General features: G+C 52.0%; 16 protein-coding genes. 15 read left to right on the top strand and 1 reads right to left on the bottom strand.

The features are described 5' to 3' along the window. Positions 1-111: 111 nt before the first annotated feature. The 4 genes from JI741_RS00990 (at position 112) to JI741_RS00975 (ending at position 6,073) form a co-directional block, all read left to right on the top strand. Positions 112-1,002, top strand: coding sequence for a diacylglycerol/lipid kinase family protein (locus tag JI741_RS00990; RefSeq protein ID WP_202006737.1), 891 nt, complete (start codon positions 112-114; stop codon positions 1,000-1,002). A gap of 95 nt (positions 1,003-1,097) precedes the next feature. Continuing rightward, positions 1,098-2,222, top strand: a complete 1,125-nt coding sequence (locus JI741_RS00985; RefSeq protein ID WP_202006736.1) for a DUF2911 domain-containing protein — start codon at positions 1,098-1,100, stop codon at positions 2,220-2,222. A 141-nt stretch (positions 2,223-2,363) separates the two neighbouring features. Continuing rightward, entirely contained in the window at positions 2,364-4,439 is a 2,076-nt protein-coding gene (locus JI741_RS00980; protein ID WP_202006735.1) for a TerD family protein, read from the top strand. A 206-nt stretch (positions 4,440-4,645) separates the two neighbouring features. Then, the gene (locus JI741_RS00975; RefSeq protein ID WP_202006734.1) at positions 4,646-6,073 is read left to right on the top strand and encodes a TPM domain-containing protein; all 1,428 of its coding nucleotides are present in this window, start codon (positions 4,646-4,648) and stop codon (positions 6,071-6,073) included. Positions 6,074-6,113: 40 nt separating this feature from the next. Here JI741_RS00975 and JI741_RS00970 read toward each other — a convergent pair whose 3' ends face one another. After that, positions 6,114-6,857, bottom strand: a complete 744-nt coding sequence (locus JI741_RS00970; protein ID WP_236675815.1) for a tRNA1(Val) (adenine(37)-N6)-methyltransferase — start codon at positions 6,855-6,857, stop codon at positions 6,114-6,116. 94 nt (positions 6,858-6,951) lie between these two features. On the opposite strand from JI741_RS00970, the gene JI741_RS00965 reads away from it, so the two are divergent. From JI741_RS00965 to JI741_RS00915, 11 genes are all read left to right on the top strand, one after another. Continuing rightward, positions 6,952-7,944 carry a Gfo/Idh/MocA family protein gene (locus tag JI741_RS00965; RefSeq protein WP_202006732.1) on the top strand — a complete coding sequence of 331 codons (993 nt, stop codon included), beginning with the start codon at positions 6,952-6,954 and terminating at the stop codon, positions 7,942-7,944. Between the two features lie 481 nt (positions 7,945-8,425). After that, positions 8,426-8,941 carry a cupin domain-containing protein gene (locus JI741_RS00960; protein WP_202006731.1) on the top strand — a complete coding sequence of 172 codons (516 nt, stop codon included), beginning with the start codon at positions 8,426-8,428 and terminating at the stop codon, positions 8,939-8,941. Positions 8,942-8,959: 18 nt separating this feature from the next. Then, positions 8,960-9,772, top strand: a complete 813-nt coding sequence (locus JI741_RS00955) for a TIGR02757 family protein (RefSeq protein ID WP_202006730.1) — start codon at positions 8,960-8,962, stop codon at positions 9,770-9,772. A 376-nt stretch (positions 9,773-10,148) separates the two neighbouring features. Further along, entirely contained in the window at positions 10,149-11,447 is a 1,299-nt protein-coding gene (locus JI741_RS00950) for a c-type cytochrome (protein WP_439647544.1), read from the top strand. A gap of 41 nt (positions 11,448-11,488) precedes the next feature. Continuing rightward, positions 11,489-14,605, top strand: a complete 3,117-nt coding sequence (locus tag JI741_RS00945) for a TAT-variant-translocated molybdopterin oxidoreductase (protein ID WP_202006728.1) — start codon at positions 11,489-11,491, stop codon at positions 14,603-14,605. A gap of 57 nt (positions 14,606-14,662) precedes the next feature. Beyond that, positions 14,663-16,051 (top strand): NrfD/PsrC family molybdoenzyme membrane anchor subunit, encoded by a 1,389-nt coding sequence (nrfD, locus tag JI741_RS00940; RefSeq protein ID WP_202006727.1) that lies wholly within the window; start codon positions 14,663-14,665, stop codon positions 16,049-16,051. Positions 16,052-16,073: 22 nt separating this feature from the next. Beyond that, complete coding sequence (locus JI741_RS00935) at positions 16,074-16,604, top strand: DUF3341 domain-containing protein (protein WP_202006726.1); 531 nt, start codon at positions 16,074-16,076, stop codon at positions 16,602-16,604. Positions 16,605-16,620: 16 nt separating this feature from the next. Then, positions 16,621-17,289 (top strand): c-type cytochrome, encoded by a 669-nt coding sequence (locus JI741_RS00930; protein WP_202006725.1) that lies wholly within the window; start codon positions 16,621-16,623, stop codon positions 17,287-17,289. Between the two features lie 171 nt (positions 17,290-17,460). Further along, entirely contained in the window at positions 17,461-18,735 is a 1,275-nt protein-coding gene (locus JI741_RS00925; RefSeq protein WP_236675814.1) for a quinol:cytochrome C oxidoreductase, read from the top strand. Positions 18,736-18,750: 15 nt separating this feature from the next. Then, entirely contained in the window at positions 18,751-19,827 is a 1,077-nt protein-coding gene (locus tag JI741_RS00920) for a cytochrome c oxidase subunit II (protein WP_202006723.1), read from the top strand. 24 nt (positions 19,828-19,851) lie between these two features. Next, on the top strand, positions 19,852-21,738 hold the full coding sequence (locus tag JI741_RS00915; RefSeq protein ID WP_202006722.1) for a cytochrome c oxidase subunit I: 1,887 nt from the start codon (positions 19,852-19,854) through the stop codon (positions 21,736-21,738). Positions 21,739-21,756: the final 18 nt, after the last annotated feature.

Here is a 21,756-nt window from a genome sequence, read left to right as displayed (position 1 = left end):
CAACACGCGACCGTTCATGTCATGGACCGGATGCCAACGCGTTCATTAAAACTTGATCGTGGTGTGCCGCATTGCCGTGAAAAATGAGTAATGTTGAAGCCACAATTGACAATGAAGAAAGTCTTATTCATCGTTAACAAATTTGCCGGCACAGGCTACCAGCCTCAGTTGGAAGGGCGCATCATCGAAACATGCGAGCAGCACGATGTGGAGTGCACCATCGAATTCACGCGCGACCGTGGTCATGCCACCGAGCTGGCCCGCGAAGCAGCGCCCAAAGGATTTGAATGGGTGATTGCTGTGGGCGGCGATGGCACGCTGAACGAGGTGGCACAAGGCCTCATCAACACCCCCATGCCCATGGGCATCATTCCGCGTGGCTCGGGCAACGGGTTGGGCAGGCACCTGGGCATCTCGGTGAAAACACCGGTGGCCATTCAACAACTTTTTCAGAGTCGTGTGTTGGGCATGGACACCTTCATGGTGAACGGCAAGCTTTCGCTGAACGTGTCGGGCATTGGCTTCGACGGGCACATTGCCAACTTGTTTGGCGGTCGCACCAAGCGGGGATTGGCCGGCTATGTTTCGTTAACCGTTCAGGAGTTTTTGAAAGCCCGCGAGTTTGATGCAGAGTTGACGGTGAATGGAAAAACGTTTCATCGCCATGCGTTCATCATTGCGTTGGCCAACTCGTCGCAATATGGCAACAACGCACGGGTGGCACCTGCCGCTTCCGTGCACGACGGCCTGCTGCATGTGAACATCATGAAGAAAGTGCCGGGCTATCGCATGGATTTTGTGTACGGACTTTTTGCCGGTCAGTTGGAAAAATCGTCCTTCTGCGAAATCCTGGAAGCGCCCGAAATCATACTCAAAACAAAAGTCCCGGTGGCCTATCACGTCGATGGCGAACCGTGTGGCGAACACGATCAGTTCGATATCAAAATCATGCCCGGCGCCTTGCAGATTCTCGCGCCCGAAAAAGCTTTTCATAAGCTTTAATAACATCCCTTATTCAAAATACCGTCAGGCGGGTGACACCCTAAGTGGAGTTGATTCGTTTAACTTTACTTTCACCCTAACCAAATAACTCAGTTATGAAAAAACTTTTAACCCTGACGCTCGGCATGTGCGTGGCCACGCTCATGTTTGCGCAATTGACGGTGCCCCCCAGTGGAGGCAATCAGAAAAGCACAGTGACGCAATGGATCGGACCGGTCTCTGTATCCATCACCTACAACAGTCCCGATGTGCATGGCCCTAACGGCGAAGATCGCAAAGGCCACATCTGGGGCGAACTTGTTCACTATGGCTTTATCGATCAAGGCTATGGCACCTCGAAGTCGGCACCGTGGCGCGCAGGTTCGAACGAAAACACCACCATCACCTTTTCGCACGATGTGAAAATTGGCGGCAAAGACCTGAAAGCGGGAACCTATGGCGTGTTCCTCGACGTGGAAAAAGAAGGCCCCTGGACGTGGATCTTCTCGCACAACTCCACCAGCTGGGGAAGCTATTTCTACAACCCGAAAGAAGATGCACTGCGCGTGCAGACCACTCCCGTGGATGCTGCCTATACCGAATGGCTCACCTACGGCTTCGACGATCGCCAGCTCACTTCGGCCACGGCCTATCTGCAATGGGAAAACAAACGCGTTCCCTTCAAAGTTGAAGTGCCCAACGTGAACGACATTTATGTGAACACCATGCGCGGCGAACTGGAAGGCACCATGCTGGGCTTTAGCAACGGCCCCTGGATGACCGCCGCACAATTCTGCGCCCAAAACAAAGTGAACCTCGACGAAGCCCTGCGCTGGGCCGACAACGCCATCAGCGGAAGCTTTATTGGCGTCGAAGATTTTTCGTCGCTGCAAACCAAAGCGCTGGTGTTGCAAGCCATGGGCAAAGACGCCGAGTCGGACCTGATCATGGACAAAGCCATCAAGCAACCCACGGCCACGGTGCAGGCCGTGCATCAGTATGGAAAGGCGTTGCTCGCTTCGGGCAAAACTCAAAAAGCGATGGAAGTATTCAAGATGAACGCACAGAAACATCCCGAAGATAAGTTCACACCCTATGTGGGGCTGGCCCGTGGCTACACCGCGCTGGGCGACAAAAAGAACGCCATCAAAAACTGGGAGCTGGCCATCAAGAACCTTCCCGAAAATCAAAAGCCCAACATCGCGTTCTATGAAGGCGAGTTGAAGAAACTGAAAGGCTAACGTGCCCCATAGACGTTTGCCGGAACAAAAGAGAAACCGCTTCGTGATGAAGCGGTTTTTTTGTTTTTTGGACGGTCGTGTGGCATGAAGGCGAGTTGCCGGAATCTGTTAGATTTGTGGTTCACGTGAGCGCGTATTGCTATGAACAATTCCATCTACCTCAGCCGGAAAAAGATCTACCTCGAACGCGGCAGCGATGTGTTGCCAAACGACTATCTTCTGAACCTGCTTCAAAACATAGAGCGTCTTGGGTTTACGTTCTCGCCTGAGTTGGTGGAAGTGACCCGCACCCTTTCGGTGGCGCAGCTGAAAGCATTCTATCCCCAACTTATTGCCGATCTGAAAACCCTGGTGGGAGCCTATGTGATTTTTGATCCTATGTATCCCAACTTTCCCGAACAGGTGAAGCAGGCGAGCGAGGAGGAATTGTATTCGAATGCATTCTGGCACTATATGGGCGATGCCCTTGGTGTGCGACTGTTGCCACACTACGAGAAGCACAAACGTGAAGCGCTGCAAGATGTGCCGAGCCTGAAGGTGATTGGTCTGGGATCGAAAGAAGATTTTGACTCCATACTGACCCGACTGCTCAACGCCAAGACGTCGATTTCGGAAGCCGACAAGCAGATTGTGTTGTGGTTTGTGGATGCGTATGGCGAGGGCGTGATGAAGCTTGTGCCACCGGCCATTCCATCAAAGGAAAATGTGGCGCTGTTTGTGGGAGCACTCCTCAAGAAAGATGTAGACGTTGCCGTGTTTGTGCAAACGTACGTGAAAACGGCTACGGATGTGTTGCGCATTGCTACCGCGCTTTCGGGCGGCGACGTTAGCCTGGCGGCAAACACCAAATTCAAAAGCCTGCCGAAACGGATCAGGAGATTGTTGCTGCAAATGCTGGAGCAGAGTGGAAACATTACTGAAGACATGCTGCGATACAAAAACCGTTGGAAGCGATTGGGCGAGCGCCTGCATCCGTTTGAGTATAAAACAAACTTCCCAAAATGTTACGAGGCGTTTGATTGTATACGCAACGACAAGCCGTTTCAAACTTTTTATGGAAGCGTGGAGAAGGCGTTGCTGCGCAAAGACACGACCAGCCTGATCCAACTCCTGAAAGCAAGACCGGGCGAACTGGCGCGACGGCTCGACAAACTTATCCGCGACAGCGCCGACGCACGTGAAGTGCTGAACGCCTTTGGGCCGGTGGCCGGTGCCGTGTCAACGCCGGTGTTGCTGCAAGTGATCAATCATTTCAAGGAGCGGAACACGCCCCGCGCGCTGCGCACATTCTTCCCGAAAGGCGACGTGGGCAGGGTGAGGGCCATCGACAATAAGCTGCCGCCTATTGCCGCAGAGCTCTGTGAACAAGTGGTTGATATTTGCGAAGGTGCACTGATTGAGCGGTTCAGAAAATATGCACCGCTGGGGAAAGTCTATGTTGACGAGGCGTTGAAAAACTACACGGTGCCTTTGGCGATGCGTTCGGCTTCGAAGGCATTGAAAACCATTTCGCGTGGCAGCAAGATTCCGTTGCCGGTGGGAGACACGCTTCGTTTTTTTATTTACTGGAAAGATGGTCATGATCGCACCGACCTTGATCTGTCGGTGCTGGCGTTGGATACCGACAGCAAGTTCACGACCACCATTGCATACTATAACCTGAAAGATTTTGGCGGCTATCACAGTGGCGACATCACGTCGGCCCCGGATGGTGCGTCCGAATTTATTGACGTAGAGATTCCGAAGTTTGTGGAGAAAGGTGTGCGGTATGTATTGATGTGTGTAAATTCGTTCACCAATCAACCCTATTGCGATCTGCCTATCTGTTTTGCCGGATTCATGATGCGCCAACATCCCGACAGCGGTGAAGTATACGAACCGGTTACCGTAGAAAATAAATTTGACCTGACGGCGAACACGAAAATGGCGATACCCCTCATTGTGGATTTGCAGGAACGGAATATCATCTGGACCGATTTAGGGCTTAGAGATCAACCCTCTGAAAATAACAATGTTCACAACAACCTGTCGTCGCTCACCATCCTCAATATTTCCATGACATCGGTGCCCAAGCCCACGCTCTACGATCTGTTTATGTTGCACGTGAAGGCCCGCGGCGAAAGAACATTTGACATTGACGAAGCAAATAGTATTTTTGCAGAGCATCAGGGCATTCAACCCACCGACATCGACAAAATCGTGGCGGACTTTTTATAAAGACACTGAGGGCTATTTAGTCGCTTCCTTCTACCCTGATCTAGCGATTGATCTTTCCCTCTTTATTATTCAGGCGAGCTGCACGTTGATTGCAGCTCGCTTTATTTTTTTTACGCGATCGCATGCTTTCTCCCGAACAAAAGTTTAGTCTCTTGCACGTGCGTTGAAGGAAAGCTCTACATTTGACCATTCTTTAATCGTGCACCATGAAGTTTTTTATAGCCCTGATGTTGTTGTTGGTTTCGTTCGGTTCATGGGCGCAGGGCTATACGGTGGAAACCGTGCCCAATGTGAAGCTGATCAACAACAGTTACGTCAGCAATCCCGACAACATCATCAGCGAAAGCGCGGCCGGGCAGATTGACACGATGCTCGACTCGCTTGAAAAAAAGACGACGGCGCAAGTGGCCGTGGTGCTGGTGAATTCTATTGGCGAGGAGGATATTTTTGATTTTGCACAGGCGCTCTTTGTGAAATGGGGCATTGGTCAGGCCGACAAAGACAACGGGTTGCTCATTCTTTTTGTGCAGGACCAGCGCACGGTTCGTTTCCACACGGGCTATGGCCTGGAGAGCACACTCACCGACGCCGTGTGCAAGCACATACAGCAACAAGACATGGTTCCTTTTTTCAAAGCGGGCGACTACGACGCCGGTATGATTGCAGGTGTTGGCAGGGTTGTTTCAATACTCACCGATCCCCAGGCTGCCGAGGAGATCAGAAGCGAAACCCAGGACAACGGCGGTACTCAGTTTCTTTACGCAGGCATTATGGTGACGCTGGTGATTGTGCTGGTGTTTGCGTTTTTTATTGCGCGGTCAAACAACAGGTTCAAACCATCGGAAGACAAAAACTGGATCGGACTTTCGCGGGCGCGATGGCTTGTGTTGTATATCTTCCTGCCGTATGCCTTTTTGCTGACGGCTTTTTTCTTTGAATGGAACATCGTGGTGTTTGCCTTGGCCGCCTATGGCTTCCTGGTATTTCTTTTTCTGGAGCGACGCTACCGCATACAACAACTTGTCCAGCCCCTGTTGACAGTCGGCGACAATCAAGGTGCATATTATTTCTACGCGCCACAACGCACACGACTGATCTGGTCGGCCATCTTTTTTCCGGTGCCCATGCTGCTGGTTTACTTTATGTATCGACGCAACATGAAGCGCTATCGCAACATGCCGCGTGCCTGCAAACAATGCGGCGGACAGGCGGTGAAGCTGGATGAAAAAGCAGACGATGCGTTTTTGCAAGCCGCACAGATTGCGGAAGAGAGAGTCGGTTCCATAGACTATGATGTGTGGAGGTGCACGGCGTGTCAGGCGGCAGAGTTGCTGGCCTACCCCGATGCAAACACCGACTACACGGTCTGTTCGAAATGCAAAGCAAAGACCTATCACCTCTATAGCACCCGAACATTGATAGACGCAACCTATAGCGCCAGCGGTCAGGGGGAAAAGACTTATCAGTGTGAGCATTGTCAGAAGCGCAGTGTTCGAAAGTTTAAAATCCCGATGCGAGTGGCGTCAACGTCTTCCAGTAGTTCAGGCAGCAGTTCATCGTCGAGTAGTAGTAGCAGCGGTGGAAGTTGGGGTGGAGGAAGTTCGGGCGGTGGAGGCTCGAGTAGCAGTTGGTAGGGGAGAGGAATTGAATGAACCCCGGGAGCTCCAGTATGCTTTACATCTTCAGATAAAAATCTTTGGTCAACGCCACATAGCTGGCCGACCAGTGAACACCTTCATCATACAAAAGCACTTCATCGGTTTCAACCTCGCCGTTTGCCCAGGCAAATTCCAGCATCCAGCGCTCAATCGGTTTTTCAAGACGCGTGCGAAAGCTGCACTGGCGGCGACAGAACATTCCCGCTTTTTGGGCGAGCGTCATAAACTGTAAACCTTCCGTGTAGGGGAGGATCACGCTGAATCTTCCTTCGGGCTTCAAAAGTCTTTTCACAACAGTAAGCAACGTGTCATAGTCTAGCGATACGGTGTGTCGTGCTTCGAGGCGGCGTTTGTCGGGCGGCTCCTGGCTGTTGATGAAGTAGGGCGGATTGCTGACGATGACGTCGTATTGATATCCGGGGCTGAAGTCCTGGATGGGCGTTGTGTGGAGGTGCAGGCGTGCTGACCACGGAGACGCCGCAAAGTTTTCGGTGGCCTGCAACGCATCCTGTGTTTCAATTTCCACGGCGTCGATTTGAGTTTGGTCGGACGAGCGTTGTGCGGCCATGATGGCGATCACGCCCGAGCCGGTGCCGATGTCGAGTATGCGAACCGGCGAAGGGAGATCGATCATACCACGCGTCGCGGGAGTGACGTTGCCCCACGCGCCAAGCAGCACGGCATCAGTGCCTATCTTCATAGTGCAGCGGTCGTGCTGCACCACAAATTGTTTGAACTGAAAATGCGTTTTCCTTTTCATACCTTCACGGCGCAACGGTCCAGCCCTCTTTCAGAAATTCCCGTTAAGGGTAAATAGGAACGAGAACGGTCCGAAACAATCAAGTCGTAAGTATATGGAAAAAATACGCTGGGGCATTTTAGGATGTGGCAAAATTGCCGCGAAGTTTGCGGGCGACCTGCGCCTGGTGAAAGATGCTGAGCTCGTGGCAATCGCCTCGCGCAGTGCTAAAAAAACGGATGCCTTTCTGAAAGAACATCCCGTCCCTTTTGTGTTCAACACCTACGAGGCCCTGGTGACAAGTCCCGACGTGGATGTGATCTACATTGCCACACCCCACGGCTTTCACCGCGACCATGCCCTGCTTTGTTTGCAGCACAAAAAAGCCGTGCTGTGCGAGAAGGCATTTGCCCTCAACACCTACCAGGTGCAAGACATGATCGACGCTGCCCAGAAGAACAACGTGTTCCTCATGGAAGCATTCTGGACCAAATTTCTCCCGCAATACCAGAAGGTGAGCACCATGATCAAAGCCGGCGACATCGGCCCCCTGAAACTGATCCAGGCCGACTTCGGTTTTCGCGCCGACACCCCCGCACCCCAGCGCCTGTACGACCCTGCCCTGGGCGGCGGTGCCCTGCTCGACATCGGCATCTACCCCGTGTTTCTAGCCACATCGTTGCTGGGCCGCCCGGTAGACGTGAAGGCCGTAATGAAACCCTACGCCACCGGCGTGGACGAACAAATCGCCATCACCCTCACGTTCGAGAGCGGCGCCCTCGCCGTCCTCAGCGCCACCTTCGCCGCCGACACCCCCGTAGAGGCCACGCTGATCGGCACCGAAGGCTACATCCGCATGACCAACCGCTTCCACAACGCGACCTCCAACCTCGAGCTGGTAAAAAACAGACAAGCCCCCGAAACATTAGAAGTCTATCGCGAAACCGGCTACGGCTACCAGTTTGAAGCCCGCCACGTGAACACGTGTTTGCAAAAAGGCCTCACCGAAAGCCCGGTGATGCGCCATGCCGACAGTTTGTTGCTGATGGAAACGCTGGATCGGATACGGAAGGCGTGTGGAATAAAATATGACGCGGATAGGCAGTGAGTTGGGGGTGTTTGCTGTTATTGAAAAAATAATTGACTACAAATGTTGATGATATTGTAACGAATTTTGGAAGAGAGTCGGCGAATAGGAAATAGCTCCGCTAGGAGCTTCCTGTCTATGAAAATTGGCGCTAACTTGTATTGAATGCACCGCACCAGCTTACTCAATTAACGAGAGACTATCGACATGTCCATCTGGATTAAGCTCCGGATGGAGCTCCCTGTTTATAGAATCCCGTTAACATGTATTTGAGCTCCGGAGGAGCTACCTGTTCTTAAACACGTGCAACATCAATCATAACCCGATGGCCGATACGTTCTCACAAATCTATTTACAATTCGTTTTTGCCGTTCGACAAAGGCAAACCCTAATTCTCGTCTCTATGATCGATTTTGATTTGTTGCCTCTTCTTGTTCCATGTCTTCCGTATTAATGAATTTTTTCCCCTAATTTCCCGACTTCGTTTAACGAAACTGATTGCATGAAAACAACTTTGACATTGACTGGCGACAAGGCTGCGGTGTTTGCTGCGGTGGAAAAATATTTGGGGGATGCGGGGTTCCGTGTGGCCGATAAGGACTTTAACCGGCCCTGGGGTGGGTTCTTTGTGCTGGATGAAGCGCAGGCAAAGGCTTTTGCTGACCTGTTCTTTCCCGACATTGAACTGGACACGTTGCGCATTAGCGGAAAGCTTAGTCCGAAAATTCTGATGGTGCAGCCCGACACGCGGCTGTCGTGGCAATATCACTTTCGACGGGCGGAGATCTGGAAGCTGGTGGCGGGCACGGCCGGGGTGGTGACCAGTGAGACCGACGAGCAGGGCAGTGTGCAGACGCTGGCTCTGGGCGAGGTGATCCGTCTTCGTCAGGGCCAACGGCATCGGCTGGTGGGCTTGAACGGTTGGGGCATGATTGCCGAGATCTGGCAACACACCGACGCGGCAAATCCTTCCGACGAAAGCGACATCGTGCGGGTGCAGGATGATTTTGGACGGTGATGCGACTTTAGCTTCGGCATGGGAACGCGCGCAACAGCGGCTAAAAAATTAAAAGGCGACGAGCTGAAGGCCTTCCTCGACGAGAAGGTGGACCAATATAACCGCCCGGGCTTTATCGAGCTCGACCCGATTTCCATTCCACATGCCTACACCAAAAAGCAGGACATCGAGATTGCCGGCCTCTTTGCGGCCGTGTTGGCGTGGGGGCAGCGGGTCACCATTGTGCGCAAATGCAACGAGCTGCTGGGCCTCATGGACAACGATCCACATCAGTTCATCCTTCATCACAAAGCCAAAGACCTGAAGGCGCTGGAGGCGTTCAAGCACCGGACCTTCAATGCCACCGACACGCTTTATTTTGTGGCGTTCCTCAAATGGTTCTATAAACAAAACGACTCGTTGGAGCAGGCGTTTGCCATGCCCGCCGGGGCCACAACCATTGAACCGGCACTGATAAACTTTCACGATCTGTTTTTTAGTCTCGACGACTATCCTCATCGCACCCGCAAGCACATCTCCACACCGGCACGCAAGTCGACCTGCAAACGCCTCAGCATGTACCTGCGCTGGATGGTTCGCGACGACGACAAAGGGGTGGACTTTGGCTTATGGAAAAACATATCGCCCGCGCAACTGGTGTGCCCGTGCGACCTGCATGTGGATCGGGTAGGGCGGAGGCTGAAGCTGATCCGTCGCAAACAGACCGACTGGCAAACCGCGCTCGAACTTACATCCAACCTCGCGCGACTCGACCCGGCCGATCCGGTGAAATATGATTTCGCATTGTTCGGGCTGGGCATCGAAGAAGGGTGGTCAAAGACCGCAGGATGAGACTGTGCCGCCGTTGTCTTTTAGTTTGATCGCACCTGACTTGCCGTAGTGTTTGAAGGCGCGAAAGGCGGACGTGGCGTTGAATGTGTGTGCGTGAAGCAGCTCAAAACCGAAATCAGCCGCACATCCGGTCTGCCATCGTTGGCAAAATCGAAAAGTTCCCGGACCTCCGTTGCCCTTGTGTAGGTGTGGGTGAAAAATTGACAAAACGAGTGGTGAAAAGCACGCCGTTTCAATTTGTAATGATTCTAAATTACACTGATATTCTTCGAATTTAGCCTCTCAGAAGCATTCCCTAATTACCTTTCGCAGGTTTTAAAATGGGGTCAAAAATCCTCATAATTTATTGTGCAACGGCCTAAATAAATTTGAAAAAATGAGTTCCGATAGTAGATTTGTGCCGCTTGTTTTGAAAACGGACACTGAACCAAACATGAATAGAAATTTTATCTCCTCCGCTTGCAAGTTCCTCTCCCTGGTTTTCGTTTTCGCATTTCTCAGTTTCACTTCTAACGCTCAGGATATTTCCACAGAGCCCGCTGCTATCAGCGCAGGTGAAGCCTTGTTTAATGCGAATTGTAAGGCCTGTCACAGAGTGAAAACGCAGTTAGTGGGCCCGGCGTTGCAAGACGTCTACAACCGCGCCCCTTCCATCGACTGGATCAAGTCGTTTGTGAAGAACTCCTCCGGCGTTATCGCGAGTGGAGACGACTATGCCAACAAACTTTACAACCAGTACAACAAAACGCAGATGACGGCGTTTTCGTCGTTTAAAGACGAGGACATCATGAACATCCTCGCCTACGTCAAAGCAGAGACGGAGAAGAAGGAGGATGCGAAAAAAGTTCCTACGCCTACGCCAGGTCAGTCTGACGGTGGTGGCGTTTCGTCAACCTACCTCAACGTCATCCTCGGAGGCATGCTCCTCATCCTGGTGTTGTTGCTGGTTATTTTAGGTTTCCTCGTTTCGGCCCTCAAGCGTTTCCTCGATCAGAAGGAGCTTTCGGAAGAGGACAAAGAAATTGTTAACTCACCCATCACGTTCGGTTCGGTTACCCGCAGTTCGGGTTTCATCTTCATCGTAGTGTTCCTGTGTGGTTCGCTGGGATTCAAAGCGGTGATCAACGGATTGTATTCTGTGGGAGTTCAACAGGGCTACGCGCCCAAGCAACCCATCGCTTTCTCGCATAAAATTCACGCCGGCCAAATGGAGATCGACTGCAAGTATTGCCACGTCGGTGTCATGAAAGGCAAGAGCGCTACCATTCCTTCGGTAAACATCTGTATGAACTGTCACAACCAGATCAAGGCAGGTACTCAAACCGGCGAAGGCGAAATTGCCAAGATCACGGCCGCCTGGGAAAATAAGAAGCCTATCGAGTGGGTTCGTATTCACAACCTTCCCGACCTGGCCTACTTCAATCACTCGCAGCACGTGAACGTGGCGGGTGTGGAGTGTCAGACATGTCACGGTCCTATCGAAACGATGGACGTGGTTCGCCAGCACTCTTTGCTGACCATGGGCTGGTGTATCGACTGCCATCGCAAGACCGATGTCAACACCAAAGGCAACGCCTACTACGACAAACTTGTAGAGCTGCACAACAAGTCCAAGAAGACACCGATGAAGGTAGAGGATGAAGGTGGATTGGAATGTTCCAAGTGTCATTATTAATATATAGAGTATTTACGGTCAACGCATCGCGATAACGATTTATGGAAGAATCAAAGAAGGTATACTGGAAAGGCATTGAGCAACTGGCCAACAACCCGGAGTTTGTAAAGCATGCTCACGAAGAATTTGCTCAGCCAGGGCCGGAAGAAGATCTGGGACACTCCCGTAGGGATTTCTTGAAGATGATGGGCTTTGGTGTGTCGGCGGTAGCGCTGGCAGCCTGCGAAGCGCCTGTCCGCAAGGCCATTCCGTATGTGAACAAGCCCGTTGAAATCGATCCGAGCATCGCCAACTACTACGCTTCGACCTACACCAACGGCGGCGACTATTGCAGCATCGTGGTGAAGACCCGCGAAGGCCGACCCATCAAAATTGATGGCAACGCCCTTTCGGCCGTAACCAAAGGCGGCACCAGCGCGCAAGTGGAAGCCTCCCTGCTTTCGCTCTACGACAACTCCCGCCTCACCGGCCCCCGCGGCGCAGCAGCCGAAGGAAAGAAGAGAGAAAAACTTTCCTGGGAAGATCTCGACAAACAAGTGGGAGCCAAGCTGAGCGAAATCGCCGGCAAAGGCGGCCAGATCCGCATCGTTAGCAACACCATTCTGAGCCCCAGCACCCGCGCGGCCATCGAAAAGTTCAAAGCAAAATATCCTACAACGCAAGTTGTTCAATACGATCAAAGCTCTGCCTACGGAATCCTGAAAGCCAACGAAGCCTCTTTTGGCAAAGCGTTCATTCCTTCCTATGACTTCAGCAAAGCGAGTGTGATTGTGAGCGTGGCCGCCGACTTCCTCGGAAGCTGGATTTCGCCTATCGAGTTCACCAAGCAATACGCCATCACCCGCGACGTATCGGAAGAAAAGAGAGAAATGTCGCGTCACTACCAGTTCGAGTCTATCCTCTCGATCACCGGTGCCAACGCCGACTACAGAACACAAATCAAACCCTCGGAAGAAGGCGCAGCACTGGTTGCTCTTTATAACCTCATTGCATCCAAAGCCGGCAAGCCTACCGTTTCCGGCGGCGACGATAAAATCAAAAACGTAGCCAAGGCAGCCGACGATCTGTGGGCAGCCCGCGGCAAAGCCCTCGTGGTGGCCGGATCGAACGACAAGTCGATCCAGATTATCGTGAATGGCATCAACGACCTGCTCAGCAGCTACGGCACCACCATCGACGTAAACCTTCCGGTGAACTACCGTCAAGGCGACGACGCAGCCATGGCCGCGTTTGTGAGCGAAGCCGAAGGTGGCAAAATCGACGGCGTGATCTTCTACAACTGTAACCCGGTTTACGATCACCCCGAAGGCGAAAAACTTGGCGCAGCCCTCAAAGGCATTGCCCTCACCGTATCGACAGGCTACAAAGAAGAAGAAACCGGCGCACTGGTTCAGTACCTCGCACCGGATCACCACTTCCTCGAAGCGTGGAACGACGCCGAGCCCAAACTGAATCACTACAGCTTAGGCCAACCCGCCATCACGCCGATCTTCAAGACGCGTGCTGCACAAGAAACTCTCTTGCTGTGGAGCGGCGAAGCAAATGCAGACTACTTCGAATTTGTTCAAAGCAACTGGAAGACCTGGTTCTACAAAGGAACACCCGACTTCCAAAGCTTCTGGGATAAAGCATTATACGACGGTATCCTGGAAGTGCCCACCGTTTCGGCAGCAGTTGTTCCGACGTTTGCCGGCGACGTGAATGCTGCCGCCAGCACCATTGCCAGCACACCTAAATCGGCCGGCTTCGAGCTGGTGATCTACGAGAGCGGCAACGTGGGCAACGGATCGCAAGCCAACAACCCGTTGTTGCAAGAACTTCCCGACCCCATCACAAAAGCCGTTTGGGATCACTATGTGACGGTGTCGCCGAAAGATGCAAAAGACATCAACTTCGCCGAAAGCAATACCAAATATTTCACTGTAACAGTAGAAGGCAAGAAGCCCGTGAAAGTGCCCGTGCTGGTTCAGCCCGGTCAAACGCCTGGAACCATCGGTATCCCTGTGGGCTACGGCCGCACGAAAGCCGGTAAAGTTGCCGACGGCATCGGACAAAATGTTTACCCGCTCCTGGCAACAGTGAACGGTTCGTTGAGCTACACACTCAACAACGTGAAGTTCGAAAAAACCAACGAAGACTATCAGATTGCACAAACCCAAACGCACAACACCTACATGGGTCGCGAAACGGTGGTGCAGGAAACAACACTGGAGAAATTCCAGGATAAACATTGGGACCGCAGTTTCCATCCTACGGTTTCGACTTGGGCAGATCCTAAACACAAAGTAGCACCCGGCGAAGTTTCCATCTGGAAAGGACACGAATACAAAGATCACCATTGGGGCATGGCCATAGACCTGAACACGTGTATCGGTTGTGGCGCTTGTGTGGTGGCGTGTAACGTAGAAAACAACGTGTCGCTGGTAGGTCGCGAAGAAGTGATCAACCGTCGCGAAATGCACTGGTTGCGCATCGACCGCTACTACAGCAGCGACGCGAAGATCGACGATTGGAAAGGCATTGAAGAAGCTGCCGAAAACCCTGAAGTGGTGTTCCAGCCCATGCTCTGCCAACACTGTAACAACGCACCTTGCGAAACCGTGTGTCCTGTGGCTGCAACCACGCACAGCACGGAAGGTCTCAACCAAATGACCTATAACCGTTGTATCGGTACACGCTATTGTGCCAACAACTGTCCCTATAAAGTAAGACGTTTCAACTGGTTCAAATACCACGACAACAAGCAGTTCGAAACGGTTAACCCCGCCATGAACACAGACCTTGGCAAGATGGTGTTGAACCCCGATGTGACCGTTCGTTCACGCGGTGTGATGGAGAAATGTTCATTCTGCGTGCAACGCATTCAGTCTGGCAAACTCACCGCCAAGAAAGAAAGAAGACCGATGCAGGAAGACGAAGTGGTGACTGCTTGCCAGGCATCTTGCTCTACCGGAGCCATCGTGTTCGGCGACATCAACAATCCTGAAAGCAAAATCTCGAAGCTGTTGAAGATCAGACCTGCCGATCCGGAACGCCCGCATCGCATCGACAAGATCACCGACAACCCGCGCGCCTACCAGGTGTTGGAAGAAATTGGCGTGAAGCCAAACATCTGGTACCTGACGAAGGTGAGAAACAAGGATGCTGCTAAAGCATAAGCAGAAACTGAAAAACGAATATCGAATTAAGTTTATAACGGATAACTTTTAATATAAATGCAGGTAACGTCAGTAGTTCGTGATCCCCTGGTAACCGGTGGCAAGACAGTAGGCGATGTTTCGCACGACATCAGCCGCCAGGTGGAAGGTAAGCCCACCCGCATGTGGTGGATGGCCATGGCGGTGTCTTTTGTTTTCTTTGCCTATGGCTTCTATTGCGTGTGCACGTTGTTGTGGCATGGCGTCGGTGTGTGGGGTCTTAACAAGACCGTAGGTTGGGCCTGGGACATCACCAACTTCGTGTGGTGGGTTGGTATCGGTCACGCCGGTACACTGATCTCGGCCATCTTGTTGCTGTTCCGTCAGCGCTGGAGAATGTCGATCAACCGTGCTGCAGAAGCCATGACGATCTTCGCCGTTATTTGCGCCGCCACGTTCCCGCTTATGCACATGGGCCGTCTCTGGCTGGGCTTCTATTGGGCACTTCCCCTGCCAAACGCATTTGGTTCACTCTGGGCAAACTTCAACTCGCCACTGTTGTGGGACGTGTTTGCCATCTCGACATACTTCACCGTATCGCTGGTGTTCTGGTATATCGGTCTGATCCCTGACTTTGCTACCATCCGCGACCGTGCTGTGGTGCAAGGCAACAAGATCCGCGCCGAAGTGTATAACGCCCTCAGCTTTGGCTGGCAAGGCGGTGCCAAAACCTGGATGCGCTACGAGTCGGTAGCCTTGATCCTCGCCGGTCTTTCTACACCCCTCGTGCTCTCGGTTCACACGATCGTATCCATGGACTTTGCTACGTCTGTCATCCCCGGATGGCACACGACCATCTTCCCGCCATACTTCGTTGCCGGTGCCATCTTCTCCGGGTTCGCCATGGTGTTGACCCTCTTGCTGATCACCCGCGTAGTATTCAAACTTGAAGATTACATCACCATCTACCACATCGAGTTGATGAACATCATCATCATCGTAACCGGTTCGGTAGTAGGGGTGGCCTACATCACCGAGTTGTTTATCTCGTGGTATTCGGGCGTGGAATATGAAGGTTATGCTTTCTACAACCGCGTGCAAGGTCCCTATGCCTGGGCCTACTGGTCGATGATGACGTGTAACGTAATTTCGCCTCAGCTTTTCTGGATCAAGAAAATCAGAACCAGCATCGCGGCAACCTTCATCTTGTCGATCATCGTGAACATCGGTATGTGGTTCGAGCGCTTTGTAATCATCGTGACATCGCTGCACCGCGACTACATCCCTTCGAGCTGGACCATGTTCCACCCGACCATGTATGACATCGGGGAGTACCTGTTCACCTTTGGTTTGTTCTTCTGTGCCTTCCTGTTGTTTGCCAAATTCTTCCCGGTAATCAACATGGCCGAAGTGAAGAGCATCATCAAGGTAGGATCGGAAAAAACAACAGACGACACGCATCATTAATGCACTTGTTAAAATAGAGACAATGGACGCAGATAAAAATTTTTTAGTAGGAGTATTTGAAGACGAAGATGTCCTGCTGAGCGGGGTCACTTCTGTAAGAGAAAGCGGTGTGAAAATCCACGAGGTGTTTTCTCCGTTTCCCGTACACGGCCTCGACGAAGTGTTGGGCTATAAAAGAAGCCGTCTTCCCATCGCTGCCTTCCTGTTTGGTTTGACCGGCACGAGCCTGGCCCTCACCATGCAGATCTGGATGTTGGGCTACGACTGGCCCATGATCATTGGTGGAAAGAACTTTGTGTCGTTGCCTCCCTTCATCCCCGTGACCTTCGAGCTCACGGTGTTGTTGTCGGCCCTGGGCATGGTGGCCACGTTCATGATCGTGAGTGATCTGAAGCCGTATCGCTGGCCCCGCCAGTTCGACGTGCGCAGCACCGACGACAAACACGTGATGGCCATCGACCTGGACCTGAACCACGGCAAGAGCAAAGCAGAAATCGCCAGCATCCTGAAAGCTGCCGGAGCAAGTGAAGTGAATGAAAAGAGTTTTGAATAATCCGAGAATATATACTATGCGCTGTCTATCCACATTGTTCGTAGCATTTTCTGCCGCCGCCCTGTTAACATCCTGCGGTGCCGGTGGTGATAACCAGGGAACAGAATATGCTCCCAACATGTATCACTCCGTGGCCTACGAACCCTATTCTCAGATCGTTGACGAAGAGGCCGGACGTTGGGTAACGTCTATTGAATATCCCAACGGTCATGCGGAATTCTTTAACTCGAATTTGTATAACCCCTATCACATGAACATGCGCGAGCCTGCCCCGCACACGGTGTCGCGCAACAAGCAGGGATGGTTGCCCTATCGCCTTGGCAAAGACAGCCTGGCTTATGCTGCCGCCAATGTGAAAAACCCTTTGGATTCTTCGGCAGCCGTTATTGCCGACGGAAAAGTATTGTATGAAACCTATTGCGACCATTGCCACGGTGCAAAAGGCAAAGGCGACGGCAAAGTTGCTGCCGGTGGTGTGAAGATCGACGTGAATGGCGAAGAGAAAGAACGCTCCACCTACAACGGTGTGGCCAACCTCACCAGCGACGCGCTGAAAGGTGTGAGCGAAGGACACATTTTCCACGTGATCACCATGGGCAAAGGCCTGATGTGGGCACACGGATCGCAGATCAGCCCCGAAGACCGCTGGAAGATCGCCAAATACGTGAAGACCCTCCAGAAATAAGACGATACGCAAGCAAAACGTAGAACAGAAACGGATAACGATAAAACAATGGCTCATCATCAAGTAGAAGTAACGGAAGAACATTATGTATTTAGGCCAGAGACGCGGACGAAGCTCTACATCTTATTGGGTGTTGGTGTTCTCTTCTTCGTTATAGGACTTTTATTCGCAATGAAGGGTCCTTCCGGCGGTGGCGAAGAGCACGGCGCGGGAGCAACTGAGCACCATGCAGCTGTAGCGACATCGCACGACATGGTAGCCAGTGCCGAACACGGTGCAGCAGCTTCCGAAGGCCATCATGCCGAAGGCGGTGAGCACCACGAAACTACCTATTGGGTAAAAAGACTGTTCACCACACTTTGGATGAACAACGTATACTTCACAGGCCTTGGTCTTATCGGTCTGTTTTTCGTAGCCATTCAATATGCCGCACAGGCCGGCTGGTCAGTAGGCGTGAAGCGCATTGCGTTGGCCATGGGCACCTGGATTCCCTTTGCAGGTTTGCTGATGCTGGCCTTGTGGTTCATTACCAAACACGACGTTTTCCATTGGACACATTCTTACCTCTATCAGGAAGGTGGACCTCAGTTTGATAAAATCATCAATAAAAAAGCACCGTTCTTTTTCTGGCCCTTGGCCGGCGGAACGTTCCCCGCATTCTTCATCATTCGCATGTTGTTGTTCTTTGGTTTGTGGTACTGGTTCTTCCTGAGCCTGCGCAAGAACATCATCGCCGAAGACATTGAAGGCACAACTTCTTTCTGGCACAGAAACCGCGGCACGTCTGCCTGGTTCCTCGTGTTCTTCGGAGCAAGCTCATCCATTGCCGCCTGGGATTGGGTGATGAGCATCGACACACACTGGTTCAGCACCATGTTCGGTTGGTATGTGTTTGCCAGCTGGTGGGTGACAGGCCTGGCCGTGATCACGCTGATCGCTGCCCATTTGAAGAGCGCCGGCTACCTCAAGATCGTGAACGCCAATCACCTTCACGACCTGGGCAAGTTTGTGTTTGCCTTCTCGATTTTCTGGACCTACATCTGGTTCGCACAATTCCTGCTGATCTATTACGCACACATTCCTGAAGAAACAGTATACTTCGTAGAGCGCATGAACAACAGCCCCTACAGCTGGATCTTCTATCTGAATATCATAGTGAATTTCGTGTTGCCGTTCCTGTTGTTCATGACACGGGACGCGAAGCGACACCTGTCGATGCTGAAGGTGGTTTGCCCCATCGTCATCGTTGGACACTGGTTCGACTTTTTCAACATGGTGACGCCCGGTGTTATGAAGCACGATGGAGCAGTAGGGTTTTTGGAGATCGGTGTGTTCATCATCTTCGCGGCCGTGTTCCTGCTGGTTGTGCTGAATAGTTTGACGAAATTGCCTTTGTACGGCAAGAACGATCCGATGTTACAAGAAAGTCTTCATCACCACATTTAATGTATAGATACTGATATGACGAGTTTGATTATTATTCTTGGTGTTGTTCTGGTTCTGGGGATCTTGTATATGATCTTCCGGGTGAGCAACCTGGTAGCCATTGCTAAAGGAGGTGTGGTTGACGAAAAGTCAAGTACGGCGAACAAAGTGAACGCCGCGCTTTTCATCGTGTTCCTGGTCGGAAGCTTGATTCTGTTCTTCTGGTACTCGATCACCCGCTTTCATGAATACACGCTGCCCATCGCTTCCGAGCACGGCAAAGTCACCGACAAACTGTTCTGGATCACCATGTGGGTGACCGTGGCAGCGTTTGTGATCATCAGCATCATCATGTTTGTGTTCATCTACCAGTATCAATACAAAGTAGGACGCAAAGCGAAATATTTCCCCGACAATCACTACCTCGAATTGGCCTGGACCATCATTCCGGCCATCGTGTTGGCGGTGTTGATCTTCACCGGTCTGCGTGCCTGGAACGACATCACCGGACCTGCTTCGAAAGATGCGGAAGTGATCGAGCTTGTGGCTCAGCAATTTGCTTGGACCGCCCGTTACCCCGGCGTGAAAGACAAAGCCCTTGGCAAAGTGAACTATAAACTGATCGACAACTTCGGAAACGAATTTGGTCTCGACCTCACCGACAAGCAATCGTTCGACGACTTCAAGTCGCTGGAACTGCACTTGCCTGTTGACCAGGAGATCCTGTTGAAGATCCGCGCAAAAGATGTATTGCACAGCGTGTTCCTCCCGCACTTCCGTGTGAAGATGGACGCCGTGCCCGGCATGCCTACACAATTCAAGTTCAAGGCAACCAAGACCACGCAGGAGATGCGTGATGAAACCGGAAACCCCAACTTCAATTACGAACTGGCCTGCACCGAAATTTGCGGACGCGGTCACTTCTCTATGAAAATGCCTGTTGTGGTAGAAGAGCAAGAGGCGTATGATAAATGGAAGGCTTCGCAAGAGGCATGGCTGAAACAAAATCCTGACTACCTGAAGAAGGTGCCGGATGCATTGAAAGAAGCGGCGATGATCAAAGCAGGAATGCAGAAAGATCCCGGCGTGACAGTAGCGGAAGTAAAACAATAGGTTTAAAAAGATTTTATCAACGACATGGCAACGACCGATATTCACCTCCATCAAGACGTTCACCACCATGATGATCATGAAGAGCATGAGCACCATGAAGGTAATTTCTGGACCACCTATATTTTCAGCCAGGATCACAAGATAATTGCCAAGCAATTCCTGATCACTGGTATTTTCTGGGCATTGCTGGGCGGAACACTTTCGGTGATCTTCCGTCTGCAACTCGGTTTCCCCGACATGAACCTCGACTGGCTGAAGCCGGTGCTGGGCGGTTGGATCACACCCGAAGGAAAGCTTGACCCTGAATTTTACCTCGCGCTGGTAACGATGCACGGAACCATCATGGTGTTCTTTGTGCTCACGGCTGGCTTGAGCGGTACCTTCTCGAACTTCCTCATTCCCCTGCAAATCGGTGCCCGCGACATGGCATCCGGTTTCATGAACATGTTGTCGTACTGGTTCTTCTTTATTTCCAGCGTGATCATGTTTGTGTCGTTGTTCCTGGAGACAGGACCTGCCGGTGGTGGATGGACCGTATATCCTCCGTTGAGTGCGTTGCCCCAGGCCATCAAAGGTTCGGGTCTTGGCATGACGCTGTGGCTCGTGGCCATGGCCTTTTTCATCGCCAGCTCGTTGCTGGGAAGCATCAACTACATCACCACGGTCATCAACATGCGCACCAAGGGTATGTCGTTCACACGCATGCCCCTCACGATCTGGGCCTTCTTTTTCACGGCCATCATCGGTGTGCTTTCGTTTCCCGTATTGTTTGCCGCGGCCCTGTTGCTGATCTTCGATCGCAGCTTTGGCACCAGCTTCTATCTTTCCGACATCTACATCGGTGGCGAAGCCCTCGCCCACGATGGTGGTAGCCCGATCCTGTTCCAGCACTTGTTCTGGTTCCTCGGTCACCCTGAAGTATACATCGTGTTGTTGCCGGCCCTTGGACTTTCGTCTGAGATCATCGCCACCAACTCGCGCAAGCCTATCTTTGGTTACAAAGCCATGATTGGTTCCATGCTCTTCATCGCCATCCTGTCGTTCATCGTGTGGGCTCACCACATGTTTGTGACCGGTATGAACCCTTTCCTGGGCTCGATCTTTATGTTGTTGACGCTCATCATTGCCGTGCCTTCGGCGGTGAAGATCTTTAACTATGTGACCACGCTGTGGAAGGGTAACATCCACTTCACGCCCGGCATGTTGTTCTCGATCGGTCTGGTGTCGTTCTTCCTCACAGGCGGTATCACCGGTATCTTCCTGGGCAACTCGGCCATCGACATTCAATTGCACGATACCTATTTCGTAGTAGCCCACTTCCACTTGGTGATGGGTAGCGCATCGTTCTTCGGCATGATGGCCGGTGTGTATCACTGGTTCCCGAAAATGTTCGGTCGCATGATGAACCCTACGCTGGGCTATATTCACTTCTGGCTCACGTTTGTGGGTGTGTACATGGTGTTCTTCCCCATGCACTACATCGGTATCGCCGGTTTCCCCCGTCGTTACTACAGCTGGACAAACTTTGAAACGTTTAACGGCTTCACCGACCTGAACATGCTGGTGAGCATAGCGGCCATACTCACGCTGGCGTCGCAGTTCATCTTCCTGTTCAACTTCTTCTACAGCATGTTCCGTGGCCGACTGGCACCGATCAATCCCTGGGATTCGACAACGCTGGAGTGGACCACACCGCGCAACCCTGGACACGGCAACTGGGTGGGAGAGATCCCGTCGGTATACCGCTGGCCCTATGACTACAGCAAGCCGGGTGCAAAAGAAGATTACATTCCTCAGCACATACCCTATTCCGAAACACCGGAATCAAACCTGCCGCACGAAAACGACCTCATCAAACTGGAGTCGTCGAATGGCAGCGGAGCGATTGTGGTGGAAGGAGACAAGCACTAATTGACTCCCGACGAATTT

This window comes from Chryseolinea lacunae (assembly GCF_016735595.1).
In the GTDB taxonomy this organism is placed as follows: domain Bacteria; phylum Bacteroidota; class Bacteroidia; order Cytophagales; family Cyclobacteriaceae; genus Chryseolinea; species Chryseolinea lacunae.
This window is presented reverse-complemented; position numbering and strand designations above follow the sequence as displayed.

Bases quoted from the DNA above. Each gene is read 5' to 3' on its own strand.
- JI741_RS00970 (WP_236675815.1), bottom strand. From the start codon at position 6,857: ATGAAAAGGAAAACGCATTTTCAGTTCAAACAATTTGTGGTGCAGCAC.
- JI741_RS00960 (WP_202006731.1), top strand. From the start codon at position 8,426: ATGAAAACAACTTTGACATTGACTGGCGACAAGGCTGCGGTGTTTGCT.
- JI741_RS00980 (WP_202006735.1), top strand. From the start codon at position 2,364: ATGAACAATTCCATCTACCTCAGCCGGAAAAAGATCTACCTCGAACGC.
- JI741_RS00925 (WP_236675814.1), top strand. From the start codon at position 17,461: ATGAAGGGTCCTTCCGGCGGTGGCGAAGAGCACGGCGCGGGAGCAACT.
- JI741_RS00965 (WP_202006732.1), top strand. From the start codon at position 6,952: ATGGAAAAAATACGCTGGGGCATTTTAGGATGTGGCAAAATTGCCGCG.
- JI741_RS00985 (WP_202006736.1), top strand. From the start codon at position 1,098: ATGAAAAAACTTTTAACCCTGACGCTCGGCATGTGCGTGGCCACGCTC.
- nrfD (WP_202006727.1), top strand. From the start codon at position 14,663: ATGCAGGTAACGTCAGTAGTTCGTGATCCCCTGGTAACCGGTGGCAAG.
- JI741_RS00950 (WP_439647544.1), top strand. From the start codon at position 10,149: ATGAGTTCCGATAGTAGATTTGTGCCGCTTGTTTTGAAAACGGACACT.
- JI741_RS00930 (WP_202006725.1), top strand. From the start codon at position 16,621: ATGCGCTGTCTATCCACATTGTTCGTAGCATTTTCTGCCGCCGCCCTG.
- JI741_RS00975 (WP_202006734.1), top strand. From the start codon at position 4,646: ATGAAGTTTTTTATAGCCCTGATGTTGTTGTTGGTTTCGTTCGGTTCA.
- JI741_RS00945 (WP_202006728.1), top strand. From the start codon at position 11,489: ATGGAAGAATCAAAGAAGGTATACTGGAAAGGCATTGAGCAACTGGCC.
- JI741_RS00920 (WP_202006723.1), top strand. From the start codon at position 18,751: ATGACGAGTTTGATTATTATTCTTGGTGTTGTTCTGGTTCTGGGGATC.
- JI741_RS00915 (WP_202006722.1), top strand. From the start codon at position 19,852: ATGGCAACGACCGATATTCACCTCCATCAAGACGTTCACCACCATGAT.
- JI741_RS00990 (WP_202006737.1), top strand. From the start codon at position 112: ATGAAGAAAGTCTTATTCATCGTTAACAAATTTGCCGGCACAGGCTAC.
- JI741_RS00955 (WP_202006730.1), top strand. From the start codon at position 8,960: ATGGGAACGCGCGCAACAGCGGCTAAAAAATTAAAAGGCGACGAGCTG.
- JI741_RS00935 (WP_202006726.1), top strand. From the start codon at position 16,074: ATGGACGCAGATAAAAATTTTTTAGTAGGAGTATTTGAAGACGAAGAT.